Below are 20,018 nucleotides of genomic sequence, written 5' to 3'. Positions count from 1 at the left end.
GCTCTGGCGTAGTCGTTCATTCCTGTCCGCTCACCGACGTCAGGGCATGACCGCTCGCCGGATGCACCAGGCGTTGGAGTCCGACCCGGACCCCGAGGCCGTGCTCGCCCGGTTCGTCGACAGGCTGCCCGCCACGGACGAAGAGCTGCTGCGGCAACCGCTGGGCAATCTGCCGGAGGAGCGGCGATGCGGCGGCGGCCGTGGTGCTCGACAGCGGCGAGGGCGGCCACAACTTCGCGGGCAAGATCGTCATGGCAGCCCTCGCCGCGAACTGAAGCAACACCCCGGAGAGTGACTTTGACGACCAACCACAATGGGTGGACTTTGCGTCTCGCGGCCCCGATGCGGAGAATTCCCCCGCGGAAGCCGATGGTCGTCGACCGGCCGACACCGCGCCCAGCGGTGTGGATGGCCGGGGCCGGTATCGCACTGTTCGCTCTGGTCGGCGCGAGCGCGCCCAACCACAACACGCTCAGGGCACCGATCCCCTGGCTCCGGCTGCCTGCCATGGCCGGCACCGTCTCCCAGACGGCCACGATCGCGGCCATCGTGCTGTCGTGCTGGGGCACGCTGGGCATGCTCAAGGCCCATGAGCGGGGCTGGAGACCCGATGCCCGGCTCCTGTTCCGGCTCGGCGCCATGACCGCGCTCGCCGTCGCCAACCTCACCCCCGTCGGCTCCTCCGACACGGCCAGCTACGCCGCGTACGGCCGCATCGCCGCGCTCGGCGGTGACCCGTACGTGACGACTCCCGCCCGGCTGGGCGGCGCGTACGCCCACCTGGTGAGCGAGGCGTGGCGGAACACACCTTCCGTGTACGGGCCGGTGGCGACGTGGTGGCAGGGCGCTGCGGCATTCATCGGCCAGGAGCGGCCGTGGCTGACCATTTGGGCGCTGATGCTCGCGAACGCCGCCGTCTTCGTCGGTACCGGGTACCTGTTGCTGCGGACCGCCGACGATCCGGTCCGTGCGGGCCTGCTGTGGAGCGTCAATCCGCTGCTGATCGGTGTGCTGGTCGAGGGTGGGCACCTGGACACCCTCGTCGCAGGCCTGGCCGTCTGCGCGGTTCACCTCGCCCGCAGGACGGCCCGGTGGCACCACGACCTGATCGTGGGAGGGCTGGTCGGCCTTGCATGCGGTGTGAAGATCAGTGCCTGCCTGTTCGGTGTCGGGCTGGCCTGGCCGCTGCTGCGTTCGGGCAGCTGGCGACCGGCCGCCCGGCAGGCATGCGCGGCCGCGCTGACCCTGGCCGCGCTCTACGGAGCCTACGGCGCGCACGCACTGGCCCCGCTCTCCGCAGCCTCCCGACTGGTCTCTGCACCCTCCTTCTGGGCGGTCTTCGATCAGTGCGCCACCACGGTCCTGGGCCCTGGCTCGACCGCGGCGATCGTCAGCGTGCTGTGGCCGGTGGTGATGCTCGCGCTGGCGTGGGCGCTACGCCGCCGCGCCGCTCCGGACGCCCCCTCCGTCATCGCCCTGCCGTTCGCGCTGGCCTTCGCCTGGGTCCTCGCGGCACCGTGGTCGATGCCGTGGTACACGGCTCTCGCCTGGGCCCTGGCGGCCCTGTTCAGCCAGGGCCGCCCGACCCAGTACCTCACCGTGGCCACCGCCGTCCTGGCCCTGTTCCACAACAGCGGCGGCCACGGCTGGACATGGTGAGAGACCACGCCGGGCCGGCCGCAGAGGTGTTCGGCCAGCTGTCCACAAGGACATCGGCGGCCGACCTCGGACCGCCGGTTTCCCATGCTGGCTTTGACGGCGTGATGAGCCGGCGCTGACGCACAGGCCCACCGTCCCAGGCCGAGTTTCAGACGCTCCGTACCTGAATCTCATGGTTGTGCAGGAACCTGGGAGCGGTCAGGGGAGTCATCCCAGGCAGAGGGTCGACCACCAGAGAGGCATGAGGATGGCTGATCAGAGCAGCCGCCCCGCGCGGAGCGGGGCCGCCTGGCACTGGTGGTTCCTCGGACTCTGGGCGACCGTCTGGTTCCTGGCGGACCTGCACGGCGGCGGCTACTCGTGGCACTACTTCGCGAACGGCAGCAAATTGTTGTTCTCCGGCTCCGGAGCCTCGCCGGCGGGGGGCCTGCACCTCTATGCGAACTACCCGAACCTGCAGATAGGACCACTGGCCTTTCTCTGCGCCTGGGTTCTGGGGAACCTCGGCGGGGTCGTCGCCGCCCAGCTGACGATGATGAGCGTCGGCCTTCTGGTGCTGCGGCTGATCGAGCAGACGGCACTGGCCCGGCAGCCGGATCTGCGGTCGCGCCCGCAGGCCCTGCGGATGACCGTCGCGGCCGCCGGTGCGGTGTTCCTGATCGTCTGGGCATCGCTGGCGGTGCACTACAGCCACCTCGACGACGTGCTGGCGCTGCTCTTCGCGGCACTGGCGATCCGGGCGGTCCTCGCTGACGTCCCGGCACTGGCGGGACTGAGCCTGGGCCTAGCCGTGGACGCCAAGCCGTGGGCTCTGGTCTTCCTGCCGCTGGCTCTCGCCGTGGCCCGCGACCGACGACGGCATGTCGCGTTCTACGCCGTCGCCGTCGTGCTGCTGGCCTGGCTGCCCTTCGTCGTCGCCGACCCCGCGACGCTGGGTGCGACCCAGTACCACATCGTCAACGAGCCGTCCTCGGCGCTCCGCGCGCTCGGGGTGTCGGCGGCGGGGACGCCGTCGTGGGACCGGCCGGCGCAACTCGTGCTCGGCTGCGTGCTTGGGGCGGCCGCGATCCTCCGAGGGCGCTGGGTGGCGGTGCCGCTGCTCGGCATCGGCGCGCGACTCCTGCTGGATCCCGGCGTCTACGACTACTACTCGGCGGGATTCCTGCTCGGCGCCTTGGTCTGGGAGGCTCTGGGGCTGTGTCGGCCCGTGCCCGTCTGGTCGCTGGTCTCCTTCGGCGCACTGTACCTCGCCCCGAGGCTGACCAACGACGCGCAGGTCCTGGGCGACCTCCGACTCTGGCTGGTTCTCGCGGTGACCCTTAGCGTCCTGCTGGCTCCACGGGACTGGTGCGTCGCGTCGAAACCGAACAAGGTCGCCGCCGGCGCCCTCCGACTGCCTCCCCGAGACCCGTGGGTCGCCCACTCGGTCGGCGCGGAAGCGAGCAGGTGGTCCGTGCATCACTGAGCGTGACTGACGCGAGCCCGGGCACAGGCTCTGTAACCACCACGTCGTTGACAGGGAAAGTCGCGCTGGTGACGGGGCGACCAGCGGCATCGGGGCAGCCGCCGCGGAAACGCTCGCCGAGTGCGGCACGCACGTACTGGTGGCGAGCCGGGGCCGAGGGCGCGGCGGGGCCGTCGTCGAGGCCATCCGGCAACGCGGTGGCACGGCGGACTTCGTGGTTGCTGACCTGCTGGACGCCGACTCGGTGCGACAGTTGGCTCGGCAAGCCGTCGAACTGGGCGGTGGCCGGGTGGACACCCTGGTCAACGGCGCGGGCATCTACCCTCTCGGGGTCCACCGAGCAGACGCCGCGGAGCGGGTTTGACGCCGTGTACGCACTGGATGTGAAGGCCCCCTTACTATCTGGTGGCGGTACTCGCGCGGGCGATGGCCGAGCGGGGCAGCGGGGCGGTCATCAACGTCAGCACCATGGCGGCCGCGCTCGGCGTCTCGGAAATGGCACTGTACGGCTCGAGCAAGGTGGCCGTGAACCTACTGACCAAAGCCTGCCGAATACGGCCCGCGCGGGGTCCGGGTCAACGCCGTGCAGCAGACCGAGCAGACGCAGGGCGGGGCGGACGCGGCGTGACCCGCTCCCCCGCCGTCCCAGGTGGCACCCTCGTCCTCGAGCATGCAACAGCCGAAAGGCCATTCACCCAGGTCAGTGACCTGCAACAACCCAACGTCGCAGGTCACAAGGCTGGCACCTCTCTTCCGGGACATCTGACCATGAGGAACCAGCAGCTCCGCGCAGAGCGTCGCCTGCTCTCGGCGCTCCAGCAATACTCGCCACCTTGACAGGGCCTGACCTGCCCAACAAGCGACCTGGCACCCCATCAGAACGAGCGTCAAATGAGCGTCACGAGCGTCATTTCAGCGTCAAGATATCGCCCGTAACGCCCACACCGCACATAATGTACACACGCAAAACCGCAGGTCAGGAGCCCTTAGCCACCGGCTCAAGGATGGCGACGCACTCCACATGATGAGTCATCGGGAACAGATCGAACGCCCGCAGCGTCCGCACCTTGTAGCCGCCGTCGCGGAAGTACGCCAGATCGCGGGCCAGCGCCGCCGGGTCGCAGGCGACGTACGCGATGCGGCGGGCGCCCAGGGAGGAGAGGTGCTCGACCGTCTTCTTGCCGGCGCCGGCGCGGGGCGGGTCGAGGACGATCAGGTCGACCTCGGTGATGCCGGTGCGCGGGAGGACCGACTCGACCTTGCCCTGTTCGATGCGGACCCGGTCGAAGGCGGCGAGGTTGTGCCGGGCGTCCTCGACGGCGCGCTTGCCGGACTCGATGCCGAGGACCGCGCCCTGGTCGCCGAGGCGGTCCGCAAGGGCGCCCGCGAAGAGGCCGACGCCGCAGTACAGGTCGAGCGCCATCTCGCCCTTGCGCGGCAGCAGGCCCTGCATGACGGCCGTGACCAGGGTGTCGGCGGCCTTCGGGTGGACCTGCCAGAAGCCGCCGCTGCCGACGCGGTAGGTACGGCCGTCGGCGCGCTCGCGCACGAACGCGCGGCCGTGGACGCGGTGGATGCCACCGTCCTTCTCCTCGACGCGCATCACGGAGACGGGCTTGTCGAGTTCGACGAGGGGAAGGCGGGCGCCGGGGCGGGGCTCCAGGATCACCATGCGGTCCTGGGAGCCGGTCGCGGCGATCGCCTCGACCGACGCCATGCCGGACCAGTCCCGCTCCTCGATGCCCAGTTCGCTGACGCCGGGCGCGGCGATCATGCAGTGCTCGATCGGCTCGACCTCGTGCGAGCGGTGGCGGCGCAGTCCGGCGTTGCCGTCGGCGTCCACGGCGTACTGGACGCGCGTGCGCCATGCCGGCACCTCGCCTGCGGGCAGCTTGTCGCCCTCGGCGGGCATCACGGTGCCGTCCCAGCCCGCCTCCTCGGGTGTGAGGCCCGCGAGCCGCTGCAGCTGCTCGGCGATGACCTCGCCCTTGAGACGGCGCTGTGCGCCCGGCTTGGCGTGCTGCCAGTCGCAGCCGCCGCAGCGGCCGGGGCCGGCGTACGGGCAGGGCGCCTCGACCCGGTCCTTCGACGGGTCGAGGATCTCCACCGCGTCCGCGCGCAGGAAGCGCGCGCCCTCCTCGCCCTCCGTCACACGCGCGACGACGCGCTCGCCGGGCAGGGCGTGCCGGACGAAGAGGACCTGGCCCTCGGCCGTACGGGCGATGCAGTGCCCGCCATGGGCCACGGGGCCGATCTCGACCTCGTACTCCTCCCCCACCAGCGATTTCTTCGGTTCTGCCTGCATGGCGGGGTGACTCCAGATGAGAAAGGGGATCAGGAAGGGGTCGCGGAACGACGAACGGCCGGACAACAGCCCACCAGTCTACGTGGACGTTGACCGGCCGCTCACCACAAGGCGGTCAGCCCTTGGCGTGACAGGGCCGTCAGCCCTTGGCGTTCGAGGACTCCTTCGGGCGCTCCTCCGCCGGTCCCCGGCGCACCGCACCCGGCGCGCTCCAGTCCTGCCGCTTGCGGGCCCGCAGCTTCGCGGCCTCGGAGGACTCCAGCTGGTAGGGCACGGAGGTCACCATCACGCCGGGTGTGAACAGCAGCCGGCCCTTGAGGCGCAGGGCGCTCTGGTTGTGCAGCAGGTGCTCGTACCAGTGACCGACCACGTACTCGGGGATGATGACCGAGACGGCGTCGCGCGGGGACTCCCGGCGCAGGCCCTTCACGTACTCGATGACCGGCCGCGTGATCTCGCGGTACGGCGAGTCGAGGACCTTCAGCGGTACGTCGATGCCGCGCCGCTCCCACTCGTCGCGCAGGGCCTTGGTCTCGGCCGGGTCGACGTTGACGCTGAGCGCTTCGAGGGTGTCGGAGCGCAGCAGCTTGGCGTAGGCGAGGGCGCGCAGCGTCGGGCGGTGGATCTTGGAGATCAGCACGACGGAGTGGACGCGGGAGGGGCGGACGCTGTCGTCGGACGGGCCCTCGGGGGCGGCGAGCTCCTCGGCGACCCGGTCGTAGTGCCTACGGATCGCGCTCATCGTGGCGTAGAAGATCACCATGCCGAGCAGGGCCACCCAGGCGCCGTGCGTGAACTTGGTGACGAGGACGACGACCAGCACCAGGCCGGTGAAGAAGGCGCCGAAGGCGTTGATCGCGCGGGAGCGGATCATGTGGCTGCGCTTGGCCGGGTCCTTCTCGGTGCGCAGGTGGCGGTTCCAGTGGCGGACCATGCCGGTCTGGCTGAGCGTGAAGGAGACGAAGACGCCGACGATGTAGAGCTGGATGAGGCGCGTCGAGTCCGCCCCGTAGATGACGACCAGCAGGGTGGCGGCGCCCGCCAGCAGCACGATGCCGTTCGAGAAGGCGAGGCGGTCGCCGCGGGTGTGCAGCTGGCGCGGGAGGTAGCGGTCCTGGGCGAGGATCGAGCCGAGCAGTGGGAAGCCGTTGTACGCGGTGTTGGCCGCGAGGAAGAGGACCAGTGCGGTGGCGGCGGCGAGCACGATGAACAGGAAGCTGCCCTTGCCGAAGACCGCCTCGGCGACCTGTGAGATCACCGGGTTCTGGACGTAGCCGGAACCGATCGGGACGCCGTTGTGGATCAGGTCGGTGGCCGGGTTCTCGGCCATCCGGACCTTGGTCGCCATGGCGAGGGCGATGATGCCGCAGAACATGGTGACGGCGAGCAGGCCCATCGCCGCGAGGGTGCTCGCGGCGTTCTTGGACTTGGGCTTGCGGAAGGCGGGGACGCCGTTGGAGATGGCCTCGACGCCGGTCAGCGCGGCGCAGCCGGAGGAGAAGGCGCGCAGCAGCAGGAAGACGAGCGCGAAGCCCGCGAGGCCCTGGTGCTGGGCCTTGATGTGGTAGTCGGCGGTCGGGGCGCGCATGGTGTCGTTCAGGGCGAGCCCGCGGAAGGCGCCCCACGCGATCATGATGAAGACGCCCGCGACGAAGACGTACGTCGGAATCGCGAAGAGCTTTCCGGACTCCTTGACTCCGCGCAGGTTCATCAGCGTGAGCAGCACGATGACGACGACGGCGCACAGCACCTTGTGCTCGACGACGAAGGGGACGGCGGAGCCGAGGTTCTCGATGCCGGACGAGATCGACACGGCGACGGTGAGCACGTAGTCGACGAGCAGCGCGCTGGCGACGGTGAGGCCGGCCTTGGGGCCGAGGTTGGTGTTGGCCACCTCGTAGTCGCCGCCGCCGCTGGGGTACGCGTGCACGTTCTGCCGGTAGGAGGCGACCACGGTGAACATCAGCACGACGACCGCGACCGCGATCCAGGGGCTGAAGTGGTAGGCCGACACGCCCGCGATGGAGAGGACCAGGAGCACTTCTCCGGGTGCGTAGGCCACGGAGGAGAGCGGGTCGGATGCGAAGACGGGGAGTGCGATGCGCTTCGGCAGGAGGGTTTCTCCGAGCCGGTCACTGCGCAGTGCGCGCCCGATCAAGATCCGTTTGGGCACGTCGGTCAGTTTGGACACGCAGAGGATCGTAAGGGTTCGAACGGGGGGTCGCCCACCCACCGCCCCACATCCGCCCCACATCCGCGCCCCAACTGCTCTCCATCCGTTCTCCATCTGCTCTACGAGTGAAATCGGGGACCGGTCCCGTTGCGGATTCCGCAGCCGCACGCTTCCGCATGCCTATATGACAAAAGTCCACTTTTGTCCCGTTACGGAGGTTCCATGCACGCGACCGCTGAGCTCATCGGCGCCATCGCAGCACTGATCGGCCTCGGAATCCTGACTCTTCTCAGCGTGCGCAGTTTCCATCGCCGCTGATCACCGAAAACCCGCAGGCGAACGTGCACAGGGGTGCCCCCGGCGGACCGCGCGTGTGTAGCTTGGGCCGCGGTCTGAGACCCTGTTTAGCCTGAGCCGTAACTAGTTACATTCGGAAGGACGGTCGTGCACATCGTCATCATGGGCTGCGGAAGAGTGGGTTCCGCTCTTGCCCAGACCCTGGAGCAACAGGGGCACACGGTCGCTGTGGTCGATCAGGACCCCACCGCCTTCCGACGACTGGGCTCCGGATTCGGCGGCCGTCGCGTCACCGGGGTCGGCTTCGACCAGGACACCCTGCGCGAGGCGGGCATCGAGGAGGCCGGCGCCTTCGCCGCCGTCTCCAGCGGTGACAACTCGAACATCATCGCCGCCCGGGTGGCCCGCGAGATGTTCGGCATCGAGAACGTCGCGGCGCGCATCTACGACCCGCGCCGCGCCGAGGTCTACCAGCGCCTCGGCATCCCGACCGTCGCCACCGTCCGCTGGACGGCCGACCAGATGCTGCGGCGCCTGCTGCCCTCCGGCGCCGAGCCGCTGTGGCGCGATCCCACCGGCGGGGTGCAGCTCGCCGAGGTGCACGCCTCCGCCGCCTGGGTCGGCCACAAGATCAGCCGGCTCCAGGACGAGACCGGTGTGCGTGTGGCCTTCCTCACCCGGCTGGGCGAGGCGATCCTGCCCACCTCGCAGACGGTGCTGCAGGAGGGCGACCTGGTGCACGTGATGATGCGCACAGACGAGGTGGACAAGGTCGAGGCGTCGTTCGCCAAGGGCCCTGAAGAGGAGGCCGGTCACTGATGAGGGTTGCCATTGCCGGTGCCGGTGCCGTGGGCCGCTCCATCGCGGGTGAGCTCCTGGAGAACGGGCACGAGGTCCTGCTGATCGACAAGGCGCCGACCGCCATCTCGGTCGAGCGCGTCCCGCAGGCGGAGTGGCTGCTCGCCGACGCCTGCGAGATCACATCGCTGGACGAGGCGGCGCTGCAGCGCTGCAACGTGGTCATCGCGGCCACCGGTGACGACAAGGTCAACCTGGTCGTCTCACTGCTCGCGAAGACGGAGTACGGCGTCCCGCGCGTCGTCGCCCGCGTCAACAACCCCAAGAACGAGTGGCTGTTCAACGAGGCCTGGGGCGTCGACGTGGCGGTCTCCACCCCCCGCCTGATGTCGGCCCTGGTCGAGGAGGCCGTGAGCGTCGGCGACCTGGTCCGCCTGCTCCGCTTCAGCCACGGCGACGCGAACCTGGTCGAACTGACACTTCCGCCGGAGTCGGCCCTGGCCGGTACGCAGGTGGGCGACGTGGAGTGGCCCGAGGACACCTCGCTGGTCACGATCATCCGCGGCACCCGTGTCCTCACGCCCTCCCAGGAGGACTCCCTGGAGGCGGGCGACGAACTCCTCTTCGTGGCCGCCCAGGCCCGCGAGGAACAGCTGGAGGACCTGCTCTCGGTCCGCCGCGAGGACGCGACGAGCTAGCGCCCGGGACAAACCGCCGGAGCGGCCCCGAGAAGGGGCTCCGCACCGGCCACCGAGCGTCGTGCCGGGGCCCGGCCCCCGGCACGGCGTTTCCTTGCTCCACGTTTGCGCCCGGCACCCGCACGGGCGCCCGCCTCGCTCGCGACGGGCCAGGCCCGGGTGCGAACCACCGGGGCACCCCGAGAACAGGCCCCGCCCCGATCCAGATGTCCCGCAGCGTGTCACGGGGGTCCCCCTGGACACGAGGTTGGGGGCGCCCGGAGATCTCCGGGCGCCCCCAACCTCGTACGGGAAACTACGCCTCGCGGCGGTGACGGCCGGCCGTGGCCTCGTCGCCCGGCTCCTTCGCGGGGGTGGCCTTGCGTTCCTTCTCGGCCTGTTCCTCCGCCTCCATCTCGGCGAAGATGTCGATGGGAGCCGGGGCCTTCGCCAGGAAGACCCAGGTGAGCCAGACGGCCAGCAGGAACGGCGGGATCTTCAACGCGACCAGGACCCAGCCCAGTTGGGCGGTGTTCGCCCACCAGTAGAGCGGGAAGAGCACCGCGCACTTGGCGAGCAGGATGAGGCCCCAGGCCCAACTGGCCTTCGCGTAGGCCTTCTTGCGGCCGGGGTTGCGGGTGCGCCAGGAGAGGTTCTCCTTGAAGACCGGGCCGAGGATCAGTCCGATCAGGGGGACGCCCGCGAGGGTCGTGACGATGTAGGCGACGGCCAGGCCGAGCGTGTAGATCATGCCCGGCAGATAGAAGGCCTTCGCGTTGCCCGTCATCATCGCGAAGACCACGCCGAAGGCGACGCCGAAGACGCCGCTGAAGGCGTGCTTGACGGTGTCGCGCATGGCGAGGCGGACCACGACCAGCAGCAGGGACACCACGAGGGCGGCGATCGCCGACCAGTGCAGGTTCTTGTTGATCGTGAAGACGGTGACGAAGAGCAGGCCGGGCACCACCGTCTCGACCATGCCCCGTACGCCACCGAACGCCTCGAAGAGCGCGGCCTCCGTCACCGCCCGCGCATCCTGCTGGGCGTCCTTGGCGTCTTCGGTCGGCTTGTCGAGCGACGTCACCGGCTACTCCCGTCCAAGCGGTCTGAGTTCGTACTTCGGGTTGAACAGCACCCTACGGCCCCGGCTCATCGAAATGCGGCCCGAGGCGATCAACTTGCGCCCCGGCTCTATCCCCACGATGGAGCGTCTGCCGAGCCAGACCACGTCCAGGGCCGCCGAGCCGTCGAACAGCTCGGCCTCCAGGGCCGGGACTCCGGCCCGTGGCCGCAGAGTGACCGTGCGCAACGTACCAGTAACCGTGACGATCTGCCGGTCGTGGCAGTCACCGATACGCGTACACCCCGCGGTCTCGGCGTCCTCACGCAGTTCCTCGGACTCCAGGTCCTCCTGGGACGAGGAGAGCCGGTCGATCATGCGCCGGAAGCGGCCCGCCGGCTTTTCGGAACGAGGAACAGCACTCATACCGAAAGCGTACCGGGGAGCACTGACGACGGATGAACGCGTGCGCTCGTCCGGACTACTTCTCGAACCGGTACCCCATCCCCGGCTCCGTGATGAAGTGCCGCGGATGCGAGGGGTCCACCTCCAGCTTGCGGCGCAGCTGCGCCATGTAGACCCGCAGATAGTTCGTCTCCGTGCCGTACGACGGTCCCCACACCTCCTGGAGCAGCTGCTTCTGGCTGACCAGGCGGCCCGTGTTGCGCACCAGCACTTCCAGCAGGTGCCACTCCGTGGGGGTGAGGCGTACGTCCTTGCCCGCCCGGTTGACCTTCTTGGCGGCCAGGTCGACGGTGAAGTCCTCGGTGTCGACGACGACGTCGTCCTCGCCGCCCCCGGTCGGCTCCGCGCGGCGGACGGCGGCGCGCAGCCGGGCCAGCAGCTCGTCCATGCCGAAGGGCTTGGTGACGTAGTCGTCGGCGCCCGCGTCGAGCGCCTCGACCTTCTCGTCCGAGGAGTGCCGGGCCGAGAGCACCAGGATCGGCACCCGGGTCCAGCCGCGCAGGCCCTTGATCACCTCGACGCCGTCCATGTCGGGCAGCCCGAGGTCGAGCACGACGACGTCGGGGTGGCGGGCCGCGGCGAGCTGGAGGGCGGTGGCCCCGTCGCCGGCCGCGTCGACCTCGTACTTGCGTGCCTTCAGGTTGATCACGAGGGCACGTACGATCTGCGGCTCGTCGTCGACCACGAGCACCCTGGTCATGAAGCCTGCCTTTCCGCTGTTGCCGTGGCCAGGTCGGGCAGGCTGTCCACCGCCCGGACCGTGAGCACCATGGTGAGTCCGCCGCCAGGCGTGTCCTCGGCGTTCAGTGTGCCGCCCATCGCCTCGGCGAAGCCGCGGGCGACCGCGAGGCCGAGGCCGACGCCCGCGCCGCGGGGAGCGTCGCCGTAGCGCTGGAAGGGCGCGAAAATGCGGTTCTTGGCCTCGTCCGGGACGCCGGGGCCGCGATCCACCACCCGTACCTCCACCCGGTTCGCCATAGCGCTCGCGGACACCAGGACCGGTTCGTCGGTGGGGCTGTACTTGACGGCGTTCTCGACGAGGTTGGCAACCGCCCGCTCCAGCAGGCCGGGGTCGACGGCGACCATGGGCAGGGTCTCGGGGATGTCCAGCTCGACGCTGTCCTCGGGTACGCCGCCCAGCGCCATCGGGACCACCTCGTCGAGGTCGATCTCGCGGATCAGCGGGGTGACCGTGCCGGTCTGCAGGCGGGACATGTCGAGCAGGTTGCCCACCAGGTGGTCGAGCCGGTCGGCGCCTTCCTCGATCGCCTCCAGGAGCTCCGCCTGGTCCTCCTCCGACCAGGCCACGTCGTCGGACCGCAGCGAGGACACGGCGGCCTTGATCGCGGCCAGCGGGGTACGCAGGTCATGGCTCACGGCGGCCAGCAGCGCGGTGCGGATGCGGTTGCCCTCGGCCAGCTCCTTGGCCTGGTCGGCCTCGTGCTGGAGGCGCTGACGGTCCAGGACGACCGCGGCCTGGGCGGCGAAGGCGGCGAGCACCCTGCGGTCGGAGGCGGGCAGCACGCGGCCAAAGAGCGCGAGCGCCATGTGGTCGCCGACCGGCATGTCCACGTCCGCGTCCTCGGGCCGCCTCGGCGACCGCGGGCCCACGCTGCCCGCACACGTCCACGGGTCGACGTCGCCGGCCCGCTCCAGCAGCGCGACCGACTCCATCCCGAAGGTCTCCCTCACTCGCTCGAGCAAGGCCTCCAGGCTGGTCTCGCCGCGCAGCACGCTGCCCGCCAGGAAGGAGAGGATCTCCGACTCGGCGCGCAGCCGGGCCGCCTGGTGCGTGCGGCGGGCCGCCAGGTCGACGACCGACGCCACCGACACCGCAACCCCGACGAAGATCGCGATGGCGACGATGTTCCTGGGGTCGGCGATCGTCAGCCGGTGCAGCGGCGGCGTGTAGTAGTAGTTCAGCAGCAACGAGCCCAGGGCCGCCGAGGCGAGGGCCGGGAAGAGGCCGCCGAGCAGGGCCGCCGCCACCGTCACCGACAGGAACAGCAGCATGTCGTTGGCGAGGCCGAGGTCGACGGTGTTGAGCAGCAGCGCGAGGGCCACCGGGCCGCCCACCCCGACCAGCCAGCCCCAGATGATCCGGGAGCGGCCGAGCCGCGCGCCCCGGGCGACCGGCAGCCCGCGCCCCTTGGCGACCTCGTCATGGGTGACGATGTGGACGTCCAGGTCGGGTCCCGACTCCCGGGCGACCGTGGCGCCGACGCCCGGCCCGAAGACGTACTGCCAGGCCTTGCGTCGCGAGGAGCCGAGCACGATCTGCGTGGCGTTCACCCCGCGCGCGAAGTCCAGCAGCGCGACGGGTATGTCGTCCCCGACGACGTGGTGGAAGGTGCCGCCCAGGTCCTCGACCAGGGTGCGCTGGACGGCGAGTTCCTTGGGCGAGGCGGAGGTCAGTCCGTCGCTGCGGGCGATGTAGACGGCCATGACCTCGCCGCCCGCGCCCTTCTCCGCAAGGCGTGCGGCCCGGCGGATCAGCGTGCGGCCCTCGGGGCCGCCGGTCAGGCCGACCACGATCCGCTCCCGCGATCCCCAGATCGTGGAGACCCGGTGCTCGCTGCGGTACTCGGTCAGGTATTCGTCGACCCGGTCGGCGACCCAGAGCAGGGCCAGCTCGCGCAGCGCGGTGAGGTTGCCGGGGCGGAAGTAGTTGGACAGGGCCGCGTCGACCTTGTCGGACTTGTAGATGTTGCCGTGCGCCATGCGGCGGCGCAGCGCCTGGGGCGACATGTCGACCAGCTCGATCTGGTCCGCCCGCCGGACGACCTCGTCGGGAACCGTCTCGCGCTGGCGTACGCCCGTTATCGACCCGACGACATCACCCAGTGACTCCAGGTGCTGGATGTTGACGGTCGAGACGACGTCGATCCCGGCGGCGAGCAGCTCCTCCACGTCCTGCCAACGCTTGGCGTTGCGCGAACCGGGGACATTGGTGTGCGCGAGTTCGTCCACCAGGGCGACGGCCGGGGCGCGAAGTAGTACGGCGTCGACGTCCATCTCGGTGAACGTGGAGCCGCGGTAGTCGAGCTCCTTGCGCGGAACCTGCTCCAGACCGTGCAGCATCACCTCGGTGCGCGGCCGGTTGTGGTGCTCCACGAAGCCGACGACGCAGTCGGTGCCGCGCTCCATGCGGCGGTGCGCCTCGGACAGCATCGCGTAGGTCTTGCCGACGCCCGGTGCCGCACCGAGGTAGATCCGAAGCTTGCCGCGTCCCATGGCCCCATTGTCTTCCCGTCACAGCTGTATACGCAGCGTCGACCTTACGGCCAACAATCTCGACAAATGGGGTGGTGGGTGGGCCGACGGCGGTCTTTGACGCAACCCTGATGCGCAGGTCCGGGCTGTGCTCGACCCGGTGAGCGAGGGATCCGGCCGGGCGCCCGGTGTCGACACCGGGCGCCCGGCCGGATCCGGGGTCAGTTCGGATCCGGGGTCAGTTCGGGTTGTCCCCGTCGGTGAGTGTCTCCCACGCCACGAACAGGTTGTTGCTGCCCGCCGGCCGGTTCTGCTCGGTCAGCTTCTGGGTGTTGGTCATGGCGATGCCCAGGCGGTTGTGCAGGGCGTTGTAGCCGGTCTCGGTGACCGGCCCGAGCCCGAGGGTGAGGGAGCCGCCGCACAGCCAGCTCGGCACCGCCTCGCCCAGCTGGTACTTCGCCTGGAATCCGAGCGCCTGCCGCAGCCGCTCGCCGACGTCCGTGCCGTACAGGTCCTGGCCCTGGATGCGACTGGTCTCGGCGATGTGCGAGATGGCCGAGATGCCGTACCCGGTGTGCGTGAAGTCGCGGCAGGTCTCCTGGGTGAGTCCGGTGACGAAGGTGGACTGTCCCTGCCAGTAGCTGACGATCTTCGCGGTGGTGTCGAGGTTCTGGCTGGGCACGGTCTTCGGCACCGCGCCGTCGGAGGAGAGATAGACGTACGCGGCCGCCCGCGTCCGGAACTTCGCCATCGCCTTGTCGTACGACGTCTTGTCCTCCAGGAAGACGGAGATGCCGACGGCGGCCTCCATCATCGACAACTCCCAGTTCCCGTTGGAGTTGGAGCCGTTGATGACCTCGGGGAGATAGACGGTGCGCAGCATGGTCGCGAAGCGGCCGGAGTTCGCCCAGGTTCCCGTGTACGTGTACTTGATGATCTCGGCGGCCTTGGGCCAGGAGGAGCCGGCCCAGCCGGTCTGCAGGGGCGCGTTGCTGTTGGTGTGCTCCTTGATCACGGCCGACCAGGCGTCCATCAGCTCGATCGACTTCTTCGCGTACCGCTCGTCTCGCGTGAGGTACCAGGCGAGGGCGTCGGTGTACGCGGCGATCGCGTCCTCGCGCTCGTCCGTGCAGCCGTTGTCGGGGTTGGAATAGGGGCCGCACTCCACGGTCGCGCGGGGCTTGGCGGTGCGCGTCAGTGAGGCGTACTTGCTCGCCATCATCTGGTCGTACGCGGCCTTCCAGGGCTGGGCTCCCGCGTCGACCTTGGTGCGGGCGAAGTCCAGCTGGCTCTGCGAGACGGTGACCCCGGGGTGCACGAAGGCGGCGGGGGCGGCGTCGGCGCGAGGGGCCCCCGGCCGGAGCAGGAGAGCGCCGGCCAGGGCCGTGACCAAGGTGATGAACAGCAAGGCCCGGGATCTGCGGCGATGACGTGGGGGAGCAACGGGCATACGACAACCATCCGTTCTCGTACATGAACAGCGGGCGTCTCCGTGAACACCCGGGATGACCGGAGAACATAGGTACAGACCAACTGTCCGTCAAGGGTGCAGGCACAAGAAAGGGCCGCACCCTCGTGACGAGGGTGCGGCCCTTTGACTGTTCTGCCCGCGGAGCGTCTAGCGGACCTCGGTGATCTCCGGTCCGCGCTGCAGCTGCCCCATGCCGCCGGAGAAGCGCGAACCGCTCTGCTCCTCCTGCTGGACGCCCTCGGGCACCATCTGCGCGTCGTTCGGCAGCTTCAGGACGATCGGGTCGCGCGGGGCCATCGGACCCTCGCCGCGGACGACGACCGTGTCCCGGAAGATCTGCTCCAGCAGACCCGCGGCCCCCGGCTGCACCGCGCCCTGCCCGGAGATCACTCCGCGCAGGAACCAGCGAGGGCCGTCCACACCCACGAACCGCACGACCTGGAAACCGCTCGTGCCGTCCGGCAGCTGCACCGGCACCTGGGCCCGCAGCTCCCAGCCCAGCGGGCCCTCGACCTCGTCGATGACACCGCCCTGCTGGGTGATGCCGGAGGCGATCTCCTCGCGTACCTCGCCCCAGATGCCCTCGCGCTTGGGAGCGGCGAAGGCCTGCAGCTGGATGGCGCTGTCCTTGAGGACGACGGTGGCCGCGACGATCGCGTCGCCCGCGACCTCGACCCGCAGCTCCATGCCGTCGACTCCGGGCACGAAAAGACCACCCAGGTCCACGCGGCCCTCGGCGGGGTCCCGCACCTCCGAGTCGTCCCAGGGTCCGTCAGGTCGCGGCTCCGGCTCCAGCCTCACACGCTCCCGCTCCGCCTCGTCCGCCTCAGTGTCGACACTGTCGACGACCTGCTCGGCCTCGCCCGCCGCGTCCTCGGCGGCACTGCCCTTCTTGCGACGTCCGAACACGTCACTGTCCTTCCCGGTCGGATACGACCGAAGCGTATCGATTCCCACCCGTTGTGCCGCCCACGGCGACATGACCACCAGTGGACCCGAAGCCCCCTGCGGCCCGCGCCGAGTCGGGAAGTTCCGCGACCTCCTGGAAGCGGACCCTCTCGACCTGCTGGACGACCAGTTGAGCAATCCGGTCGAAGCGCTCGAACCGCACCGACTCGCGCGGGTCGAGATTCACCACGATCACCTTGATCTCCCCACGGTACCCGGCATCAACCGTCCCCGGGGCATTCACGAGGGCGACACCGCAGCGGGCGGCGAGCCCGGAACGCGGGTGCACGAAGGCCGCGTACCCCTCGGGCAGCGCGATGGACACTCCCGTGGGCAGAACGGCCCGTTCGCCCGGCTTCAGCTCACAGGCCTCGGTGGTCCGCAGATCGGCTCCCGCGTCACCGGGGTGCGCGTACTGCGGAAGCGGGACTTCCGGGTCGACGCGCCGGATCAGCACAGCGAGTTCTTGACGGGGCTCACGGGTCACGGGTTCACCTCGAAGGCACGGACACGGCGGAGCCGGTCCGGTTCGTTCATGGCGGCCCGGATCTCCTCCGGGCGGCCGTTGTCGATGAAGTGGTCGACCCCGACCTCGATGAAGAGGGCGTCCGCGCGGACGGCGACGGGCCCTTCGGGGCCGCCGATCCGCCCCGTGGCGGTCGAGTAGATCTTGCGGCCGGCCACCGCCGTGACCTCGGCCTCCAGGTACAGCACGGTGTCGACGGGTACCGGCTGCCGGAAGTCGGTCTCCAGCCGTCCCGTGACCGCGATGACGCGCAGCAGCCAGTTCAGCGAGCCGAGCGTCTCATCGAGGGCGGTGGCGAGCACTCCGCCGTGCGCGAGGCCGGGGGCGCCCTGATGGGCAGGCCGTACGGTGAACTGCGCCGTGATCGTGACACCCTCCCCCGCACGGGCCGCCAGGTGGAGCCCGTGCGGCTGCTCCCCGCCACACCCGAAACACTGATCGTAGTGAGCACCGAGCAGCTCGCCGGGGGCGGGCGCGTCGGGGTGCCGCACCGGCGCGACGGCGCCGGCGGGAGGCTTCAGAGCTGCGGAAGTACCACTCACAGCCGCAGACCTTACCCGCGCGTCCACCAAGTCTTCGCACCGTGCCAAGCTTGGCTTCATGCAGCTCTCCGCCTCCCCGTACGAAGAACGCCTCACCGCCCCCCGCAGCTGGTGGGCGATCTGCTTCCTGGTCGGGATCGCGATGGCCCTGGTCTTCCTCCCGTTCGGCACGCTGCCGCTGCTGGGCGGGCTGGTCGGCGGCACCGCGGTCTCGGCGGTCGTGGCGAGCGCGTACGGCTCGATCCGCATCCGAGTCGTCGGCGACTCCCTCATCGCCGGCGAGGCCAAGATCCCCGTCGCGGCCCTGGGCGGGGCCGAGATCATGGATCAGGAGGAGGCGCGTGCCTGGCGCACTTTCAAGGCGGACCCACGCGCCTTCATGCTCCTGCGCGCGTACATCCCCACCGCCGTGCGCGTCCAGGTCACCGACCCGGCCGACCCGACCCCCTACCTGTACCTGTCGACGAGGGAGCCGGAACGCCTGATGGCCGCCCTGGAAGCGGCACGGGCGGCGGAGTAGGGCGGAAGCGCTGCCCATACGACCGGGACGGCTCATGACGGGGGCCGACCTGGTCGGCGCCCACCACGGCGCACTGCAGCGCGCCCCACGCAACGATTGAGCCACCGGCGCACACCGCTCCACGGCCAGTGCCCCTCCGCAGCCGGTGATCCCCCCGCCCCGCGCGAGACGGCGACCCCCGCTCCACGCCCTTCCACGCCGCAACGGGGTCCACCCGGGCGGGCAGCGCAGCGGGTGTCAGCCAGGGCTCAGCGACCCAGCTCCTTGGGGATCTCCCCCATCCGCAGCGGATCCGCAGGCTTCTCCAGCGGCGGAAGCTCCGGAAGGGCGTCCCACGGCACCTGGGCCTTGCGCAGGTCCTTGCGGATGTGCCCCGCGAGGCGCTTGGTGTCCCGGCGGTTCATGACCGCCCCCACCGCAGCGCCCACCATGAACGGCATCAGGTTCGGCAGATCCCGGACCGTGCGCTTCATGATCTGCTGGCGCAGCTCACGCCTCATCTGGACGCCCAACGCGGCGTTGATCGTCGACGGCTTGGTCACGTCGATCCCGCGCTCGGTGGACCAGGAGTTCAGATATCCGGTACTGCGCTGCTTGAGATTGCCCGGCGGCCGCAGGCCGTAGACCTCATGGAGCTCGGCGATCAGCTTCAGCTCGATCGCGGCGACCCCGGTGATCTCGGTGGCGAGCTCGGTCGGCATCGCGGGCGGCACCGGCAGCATCGCGGCCGCACCGATCCCGGCGCCCACCGTGGACGTCGCGTTGGCCGCGCCCGCGACGAGCTTGTCCGCGAGCTGCTCGGCGTCGAGACCGGGGAACTGTCTGCGGAGGGTCGCGAGGTCCCGTACGGGGATGCGCGGCGCGATGTCGATGATCCGGTCGGCGAGGTGGGCCAGGCCCGCCCTGGCCCTGCTGCCGCCTTTCTGGACACCCTTTCTGACGCCGTCCCGAACGGCGGCCGCGCGGCCGCCGGCGGCGGGCTGAGGGCTGTCCACCGGCACCGGGCCGTCGGCCGGTGCTGGTGTGTCGGCCGGCATCACATCACCGGCCCGCACAGAGGCGCCTGTCGGCGCTGTGGCGGGCGCCCGCTCGAGCGAGGCTGATCCTGGTCGGGAAGAGCCCCGCTCGTCGTCACGCACGCCTTCAGGGCCTCCTGGAGGCCCTTCGTCCGCTGCCCGTGGAGGGAAGCGGCGCTTCCAAGGAAAGGTCGAGCCAGTCACGGCCGACCCTGCCTCAGTCGCAGTCGCGGCAGATCGGCTGACCGTTCTTCTCGCGGGCCAGCTGGCTGCGGTGGTGCACCAGGAAGCAGCTCATGCAAGTGAACTCGTCCTGCTGCTTGGGCAGTACCCGGACGGCCAGCTCCTCGTTCGAGAGGTCGGCTCCGGGCAGCTCCAGGCCTTCTGCGGCCTCGAACTCATCTACGTCGACCGATGACGTCGACTTGTCGTTCCGGCGAGCCTTCAGTTCTTCAAGGCTGTCCGAGTCGACGTCGTCGTCGGTCTTGCGCGGGGTGTCGTAATCCGTTGCCATGTCGCTCTCCCCCTCTGGGTGTCTGCGGTGTCTCCAGCGCACGTAACGCGTGAGAGGCCGGACTTGTGCCCGACCTGAGGCGGAGATTTTGCCTCACATCAAGGTCTGTTACTCAATCGACACCCAACCGGACCCCTCAAGAGTGATCGGCTTGGATGGCGATGCGGACCGTACACGGTCCGAAGGGCCCACTTCAAAGGCGTCCCACCGTGTACTTCCCGTGATCCGGACCCCCGAAAACCCGGATTTTCCCGGCTTTCCGACAGCCTGCGCGACCACGGAGAGTAGATGGACGGAAATTCGCCCTTGTGATCGATCACACACGAGCCTCCCGGATGGGCGGCCAGAAAATTCCGCGTAAAGCGAACA

At 70.0% G+C, this 20,018-nt stretch carries 20 protein-coding genes; 7 read left to right on the top strand and 13 right to left on the bottom strand.

Features of this window, described 5'->3' with window-relative positions:
- Positions 1-16: 16 nt before the first annotated feature.
- The gene (locus OG747_RS33075; protein WP_405883026.1) at positions 17-253 is read right to left on the bottom strand and encodes a hypothetical protein; all 237 of its coding nucleotides are present in this window, start codon (positions 251-253) and stop codon (positions 17-19) included.
- Positions 254-342: 89 nt separating this feature from the next.
- Here OG747_RS33075 and OG747_RS33070 point away from each other — a divergent pair, with 89 nt between their 5' ends.
- The 4 genes from OG747_RS33070 (at position 343) to OG747_RS33055 (ending at position 3,961) form a co-directional block, all read left to right on the top strand.
- Entirely contained in the window at positions 343-1,659 is a 1,317-nt protein-coding gene (locus OG747_RS33070) for a hypothetical protein (RefSeq protein WP_405883025.1), read from the top strand.
- A 247-nt stretch (positions 1,660-1,906) separates the two neighbouring features.
- Entirely contained in the window at positions 1,907-3,124 is a 1,218-nt protein-coding gene (locus OG747_RS33065; protein ID WP_405883024.1) for a hypothetical protein, read from the top strand.
- Between the two features lie 88 nt (positions 3,125-3,212).
- Positions 3,213-3,488 (top strand): SDR family NAD(P)-dependent oxidoreductase, encoded by a 276-nt coding sequence (locus tag OG747_RS33060; RefSeq protein WP_405885812.1) that lies wholly within the window; start codon positions 3,213-3,215, stop codon positions 3,486-3,488.
- Between the two features lie 62 nt (positions 3,489-3,550).
- On the top strand, positions 3,551-3,961 hold the full coding sequence (locus OG747_RS33055) for an SDR family NAD(P)-dependent oxidoreductase (RefSeq protein WP_405885810.1): 411 nt from the start codon (positions 3,551-3,553) through the stop codon (positions 3,959-3,961).
- Positions 3,962-4,100: 139 nt separating this feature from the next.
- Here OG747_RS33055 and OG747_RS33050 read toward each other — a convergent pair whose 3' ends face one another.
- Together OG747_RS33050 and OG747_RS33045 are read right to left on the bottom strand one after the other, a co-directional pair.
- Entirely contained in the window at positions 4,101-5,429 is a 1,329-nt protein-coding gene (locus tag OG747_RS33050; RefSeq protein ID WP_405883023.1) for a class I SAM-dependent RNA methyltransferase, read from the bottom strand.
- Positions 5,430-5,568: 139 nt separating this feature from the next.
- On the bottom strand, positions 5,569-7,620 hold the full coding sequence (locus OG747_RS33045) for an APC family permease (RefSeq protein WP_405883022.1): 2,052 nt from the start codon (positions 7,618-7,620) through the stop codon (positions 5,569-5,571).
- A gap of 426 nt (positions 7,621-8,046) precedes the next feature.
- Here OG747_RS33045 and OG747_RS33040 point away from each other — a divergent pair, with 426 nt between their 5' ends.
- On the top strand, positions 8,047-8,718 hold the full coding sequence (locus tag OG747_RS33040; RefSeq protein ID WP_405883021.1) for a potassium channel family protein: 672 nt from the start codon (positions 8,047-8,049) through the stop codon (positions 8,716-8,718).
- Complete coding sequence (locus OG747_RS33035; RefSeq protein WP_405883020.1) at positions 8,718-9,395, top strand: potassium channel family protein; 678 nt, start codon at positions 8,718-8,720, stop codon at positions 9,393-9,395. Before OG747_RS33040 ends, OG747_RS33035 begins: the two co-directional genes overlap by 1 nt.
- A 295-nt stretch (positions 9,396-9,690) precedes the next feature.
- Here the strand turns inward: OG747_RS33035 and OG747_RS33030 are convergent, their stop codons facing one another.
- The 8 genes from OG747_RS33030 to OG747_RS32995 all read right to left on the bottom strand — a co-directional run bounded on the left by OG747_RS33030 (position 9,691) and on the right by OG747_RS32995 (position 17,599).
- A complete protein-coding gene (locus OG747_RS33030) occupies positions 9,691-10,458 on the bottom strand; it encodes a DUF3159 domain-containing protein (protein ID WP_405883019.1) in 768 nt (255 codons plus the stop codon).
- Positions 10,459-10,461: 3 nt separating this feature from the next.
- Positions 10,462-10,860 (bottom strand): OB-fold nucleic acid binding domain-containing protein, encoded by a 399-nt coding sequence (locus tag OG747_RS33025; RefSeq protein WP_365155931.1) that lies wholly within the window; start codon positions 10,858-10,860, stop codon positions 10,462-10,464.
- 55 nt (positions 10,861-10,915) lie between these two features.
- Complete coding sequence (locus OG747_RS33020; RefSeq protein ID WP_405883018.1) at positions 10,916-11,599, bottom strand: response regulator; 684 nt, start codon at positions 11,597-11,599, stop codon at positions 10,916-10,918.
- The gene (locus tag OG747_RS33015; protein ID WP_405883017.1) at positions 11,596-14,133 is read right to left on the bottom strand and encodes an ATP-binding protein; all 2,538 of its coding nucleotides are present in this window, start codon (positions 14,131-14,133) and stop codon (positions 11,596-11,598) included. The genes OG747_RS33020 and OG747_RS33015 overlap by 4 nt, the downstream gene beginning before the upstream one ends.
- Before the next feature lie 217 nt (positions 14,134-14,350).
- The gene (locus OG747_RS33010; RefSeq protein WP_405883016.1) at positions 14,351-15,562 is read right to left on the bottom strand and encodes an alginate lyase family protein; all 1,212 of its coding nucleotides are present in this window, start codon (positions 15,560-15,562) and stop codon (positions 14,351-14,353) included.
- A 168-nt stretch (positions 15,563-15,730) separates the two neighbouring features.
- On the bottom strand, positions 15,731-16,492 hold the full coding sequence (locus tag OG747_RS33005; protein ID WP_405883015.1) for a DUF3710 domain-containing protein: 762 nt from the start codon (positions 16,490-16,492) through the stop codon (positions 15,731-15,733).
- Position 16,493: 1 nt separating this feature from the next.
- On the bottom strand, positions 16,494-17,018 hold the full coding sequence (gene dut / locus OG747_RS33000) for a dUTP diphosphatase (RefSeq protein ID WP_405883014.1): 525 nt from the start codon (positions 17,016-17,018) through the stop codon (positions 16,494-16,496).
- Positions 17,015-17,599 carry a PaaI family thioesterase gene (locus OG747_RS32995; RefSeq protein WP_405883013.1) on the bottom strand — a complete coding sequence of 195 codons (585 nt, stop codon included), beginning with the start codon at positions 17,597-17,599 and terminating at the stop codon, positions 17,015-17,017. The genes dut and OG747_RS32995 overlap by 4 nt, the downstream gene beginning before the upstream one ends.
- Before the next feature lie 58 nt (positions 17,600-17,657).
- Here OG747_RS32995 and OG747_RS32990 point away from each other — a divergent pair, with 58 nt between their 5' ends.
- Positions 17,658-18,119: a DUF3093 domain-containing protein gene (locus tag OG747_RS32990; protein ID WP_405883012.1), complete on the top strand. Its 462-nt coding sequence runs from the start codon at positions 17,658-17,660 to the stop codon at positions 18,117-18,119.
- Positions 18,120-18,367: 248 nt separating this feature from the next.
- On the opposite strand, the gene OG747_RS32985 is transcribed toward OG747_RS32990, so the two are convergent.
- Positions 18,368-19,339 (bottom strand): hypothetical protein, encoded by a 972-nt coding sequence (locus OG747_RS32985; protein ID WP_405883011.1) that lies wholly within the window; start codon positions 19,337-19,339, stop codon positions 18,368-18,370.
- A 13-nt stretch (positions 19,340-19,352) separates the two neighbouring features.
- On the bottom strand, positions 19,353-19,649 hold the full coding sequence (locus OG747_RS32980; RefSeq protein WP_003997302.1) for a DUF4193 domain-containing protein: 297 nt from the start codon (positions 19,647-19,649) through the stop codon (positions 19,353-19,355).
- Positions 19,650-20,018: the final 369 nt, after the last annotated feature.

It is taken from the genome of Streptomyces sp. NBC_01384 (genome assembly GCF_045040035.1).
Classification (GTDB): domain Bacteria; phylum Actinomycetota; class Actinomycetes; order Streptomycetales; family Streptomycetaceae; genus Streptomyces.
This window is presented reverse-complemented; position numbering and strand designations above follow the sequence as displayed.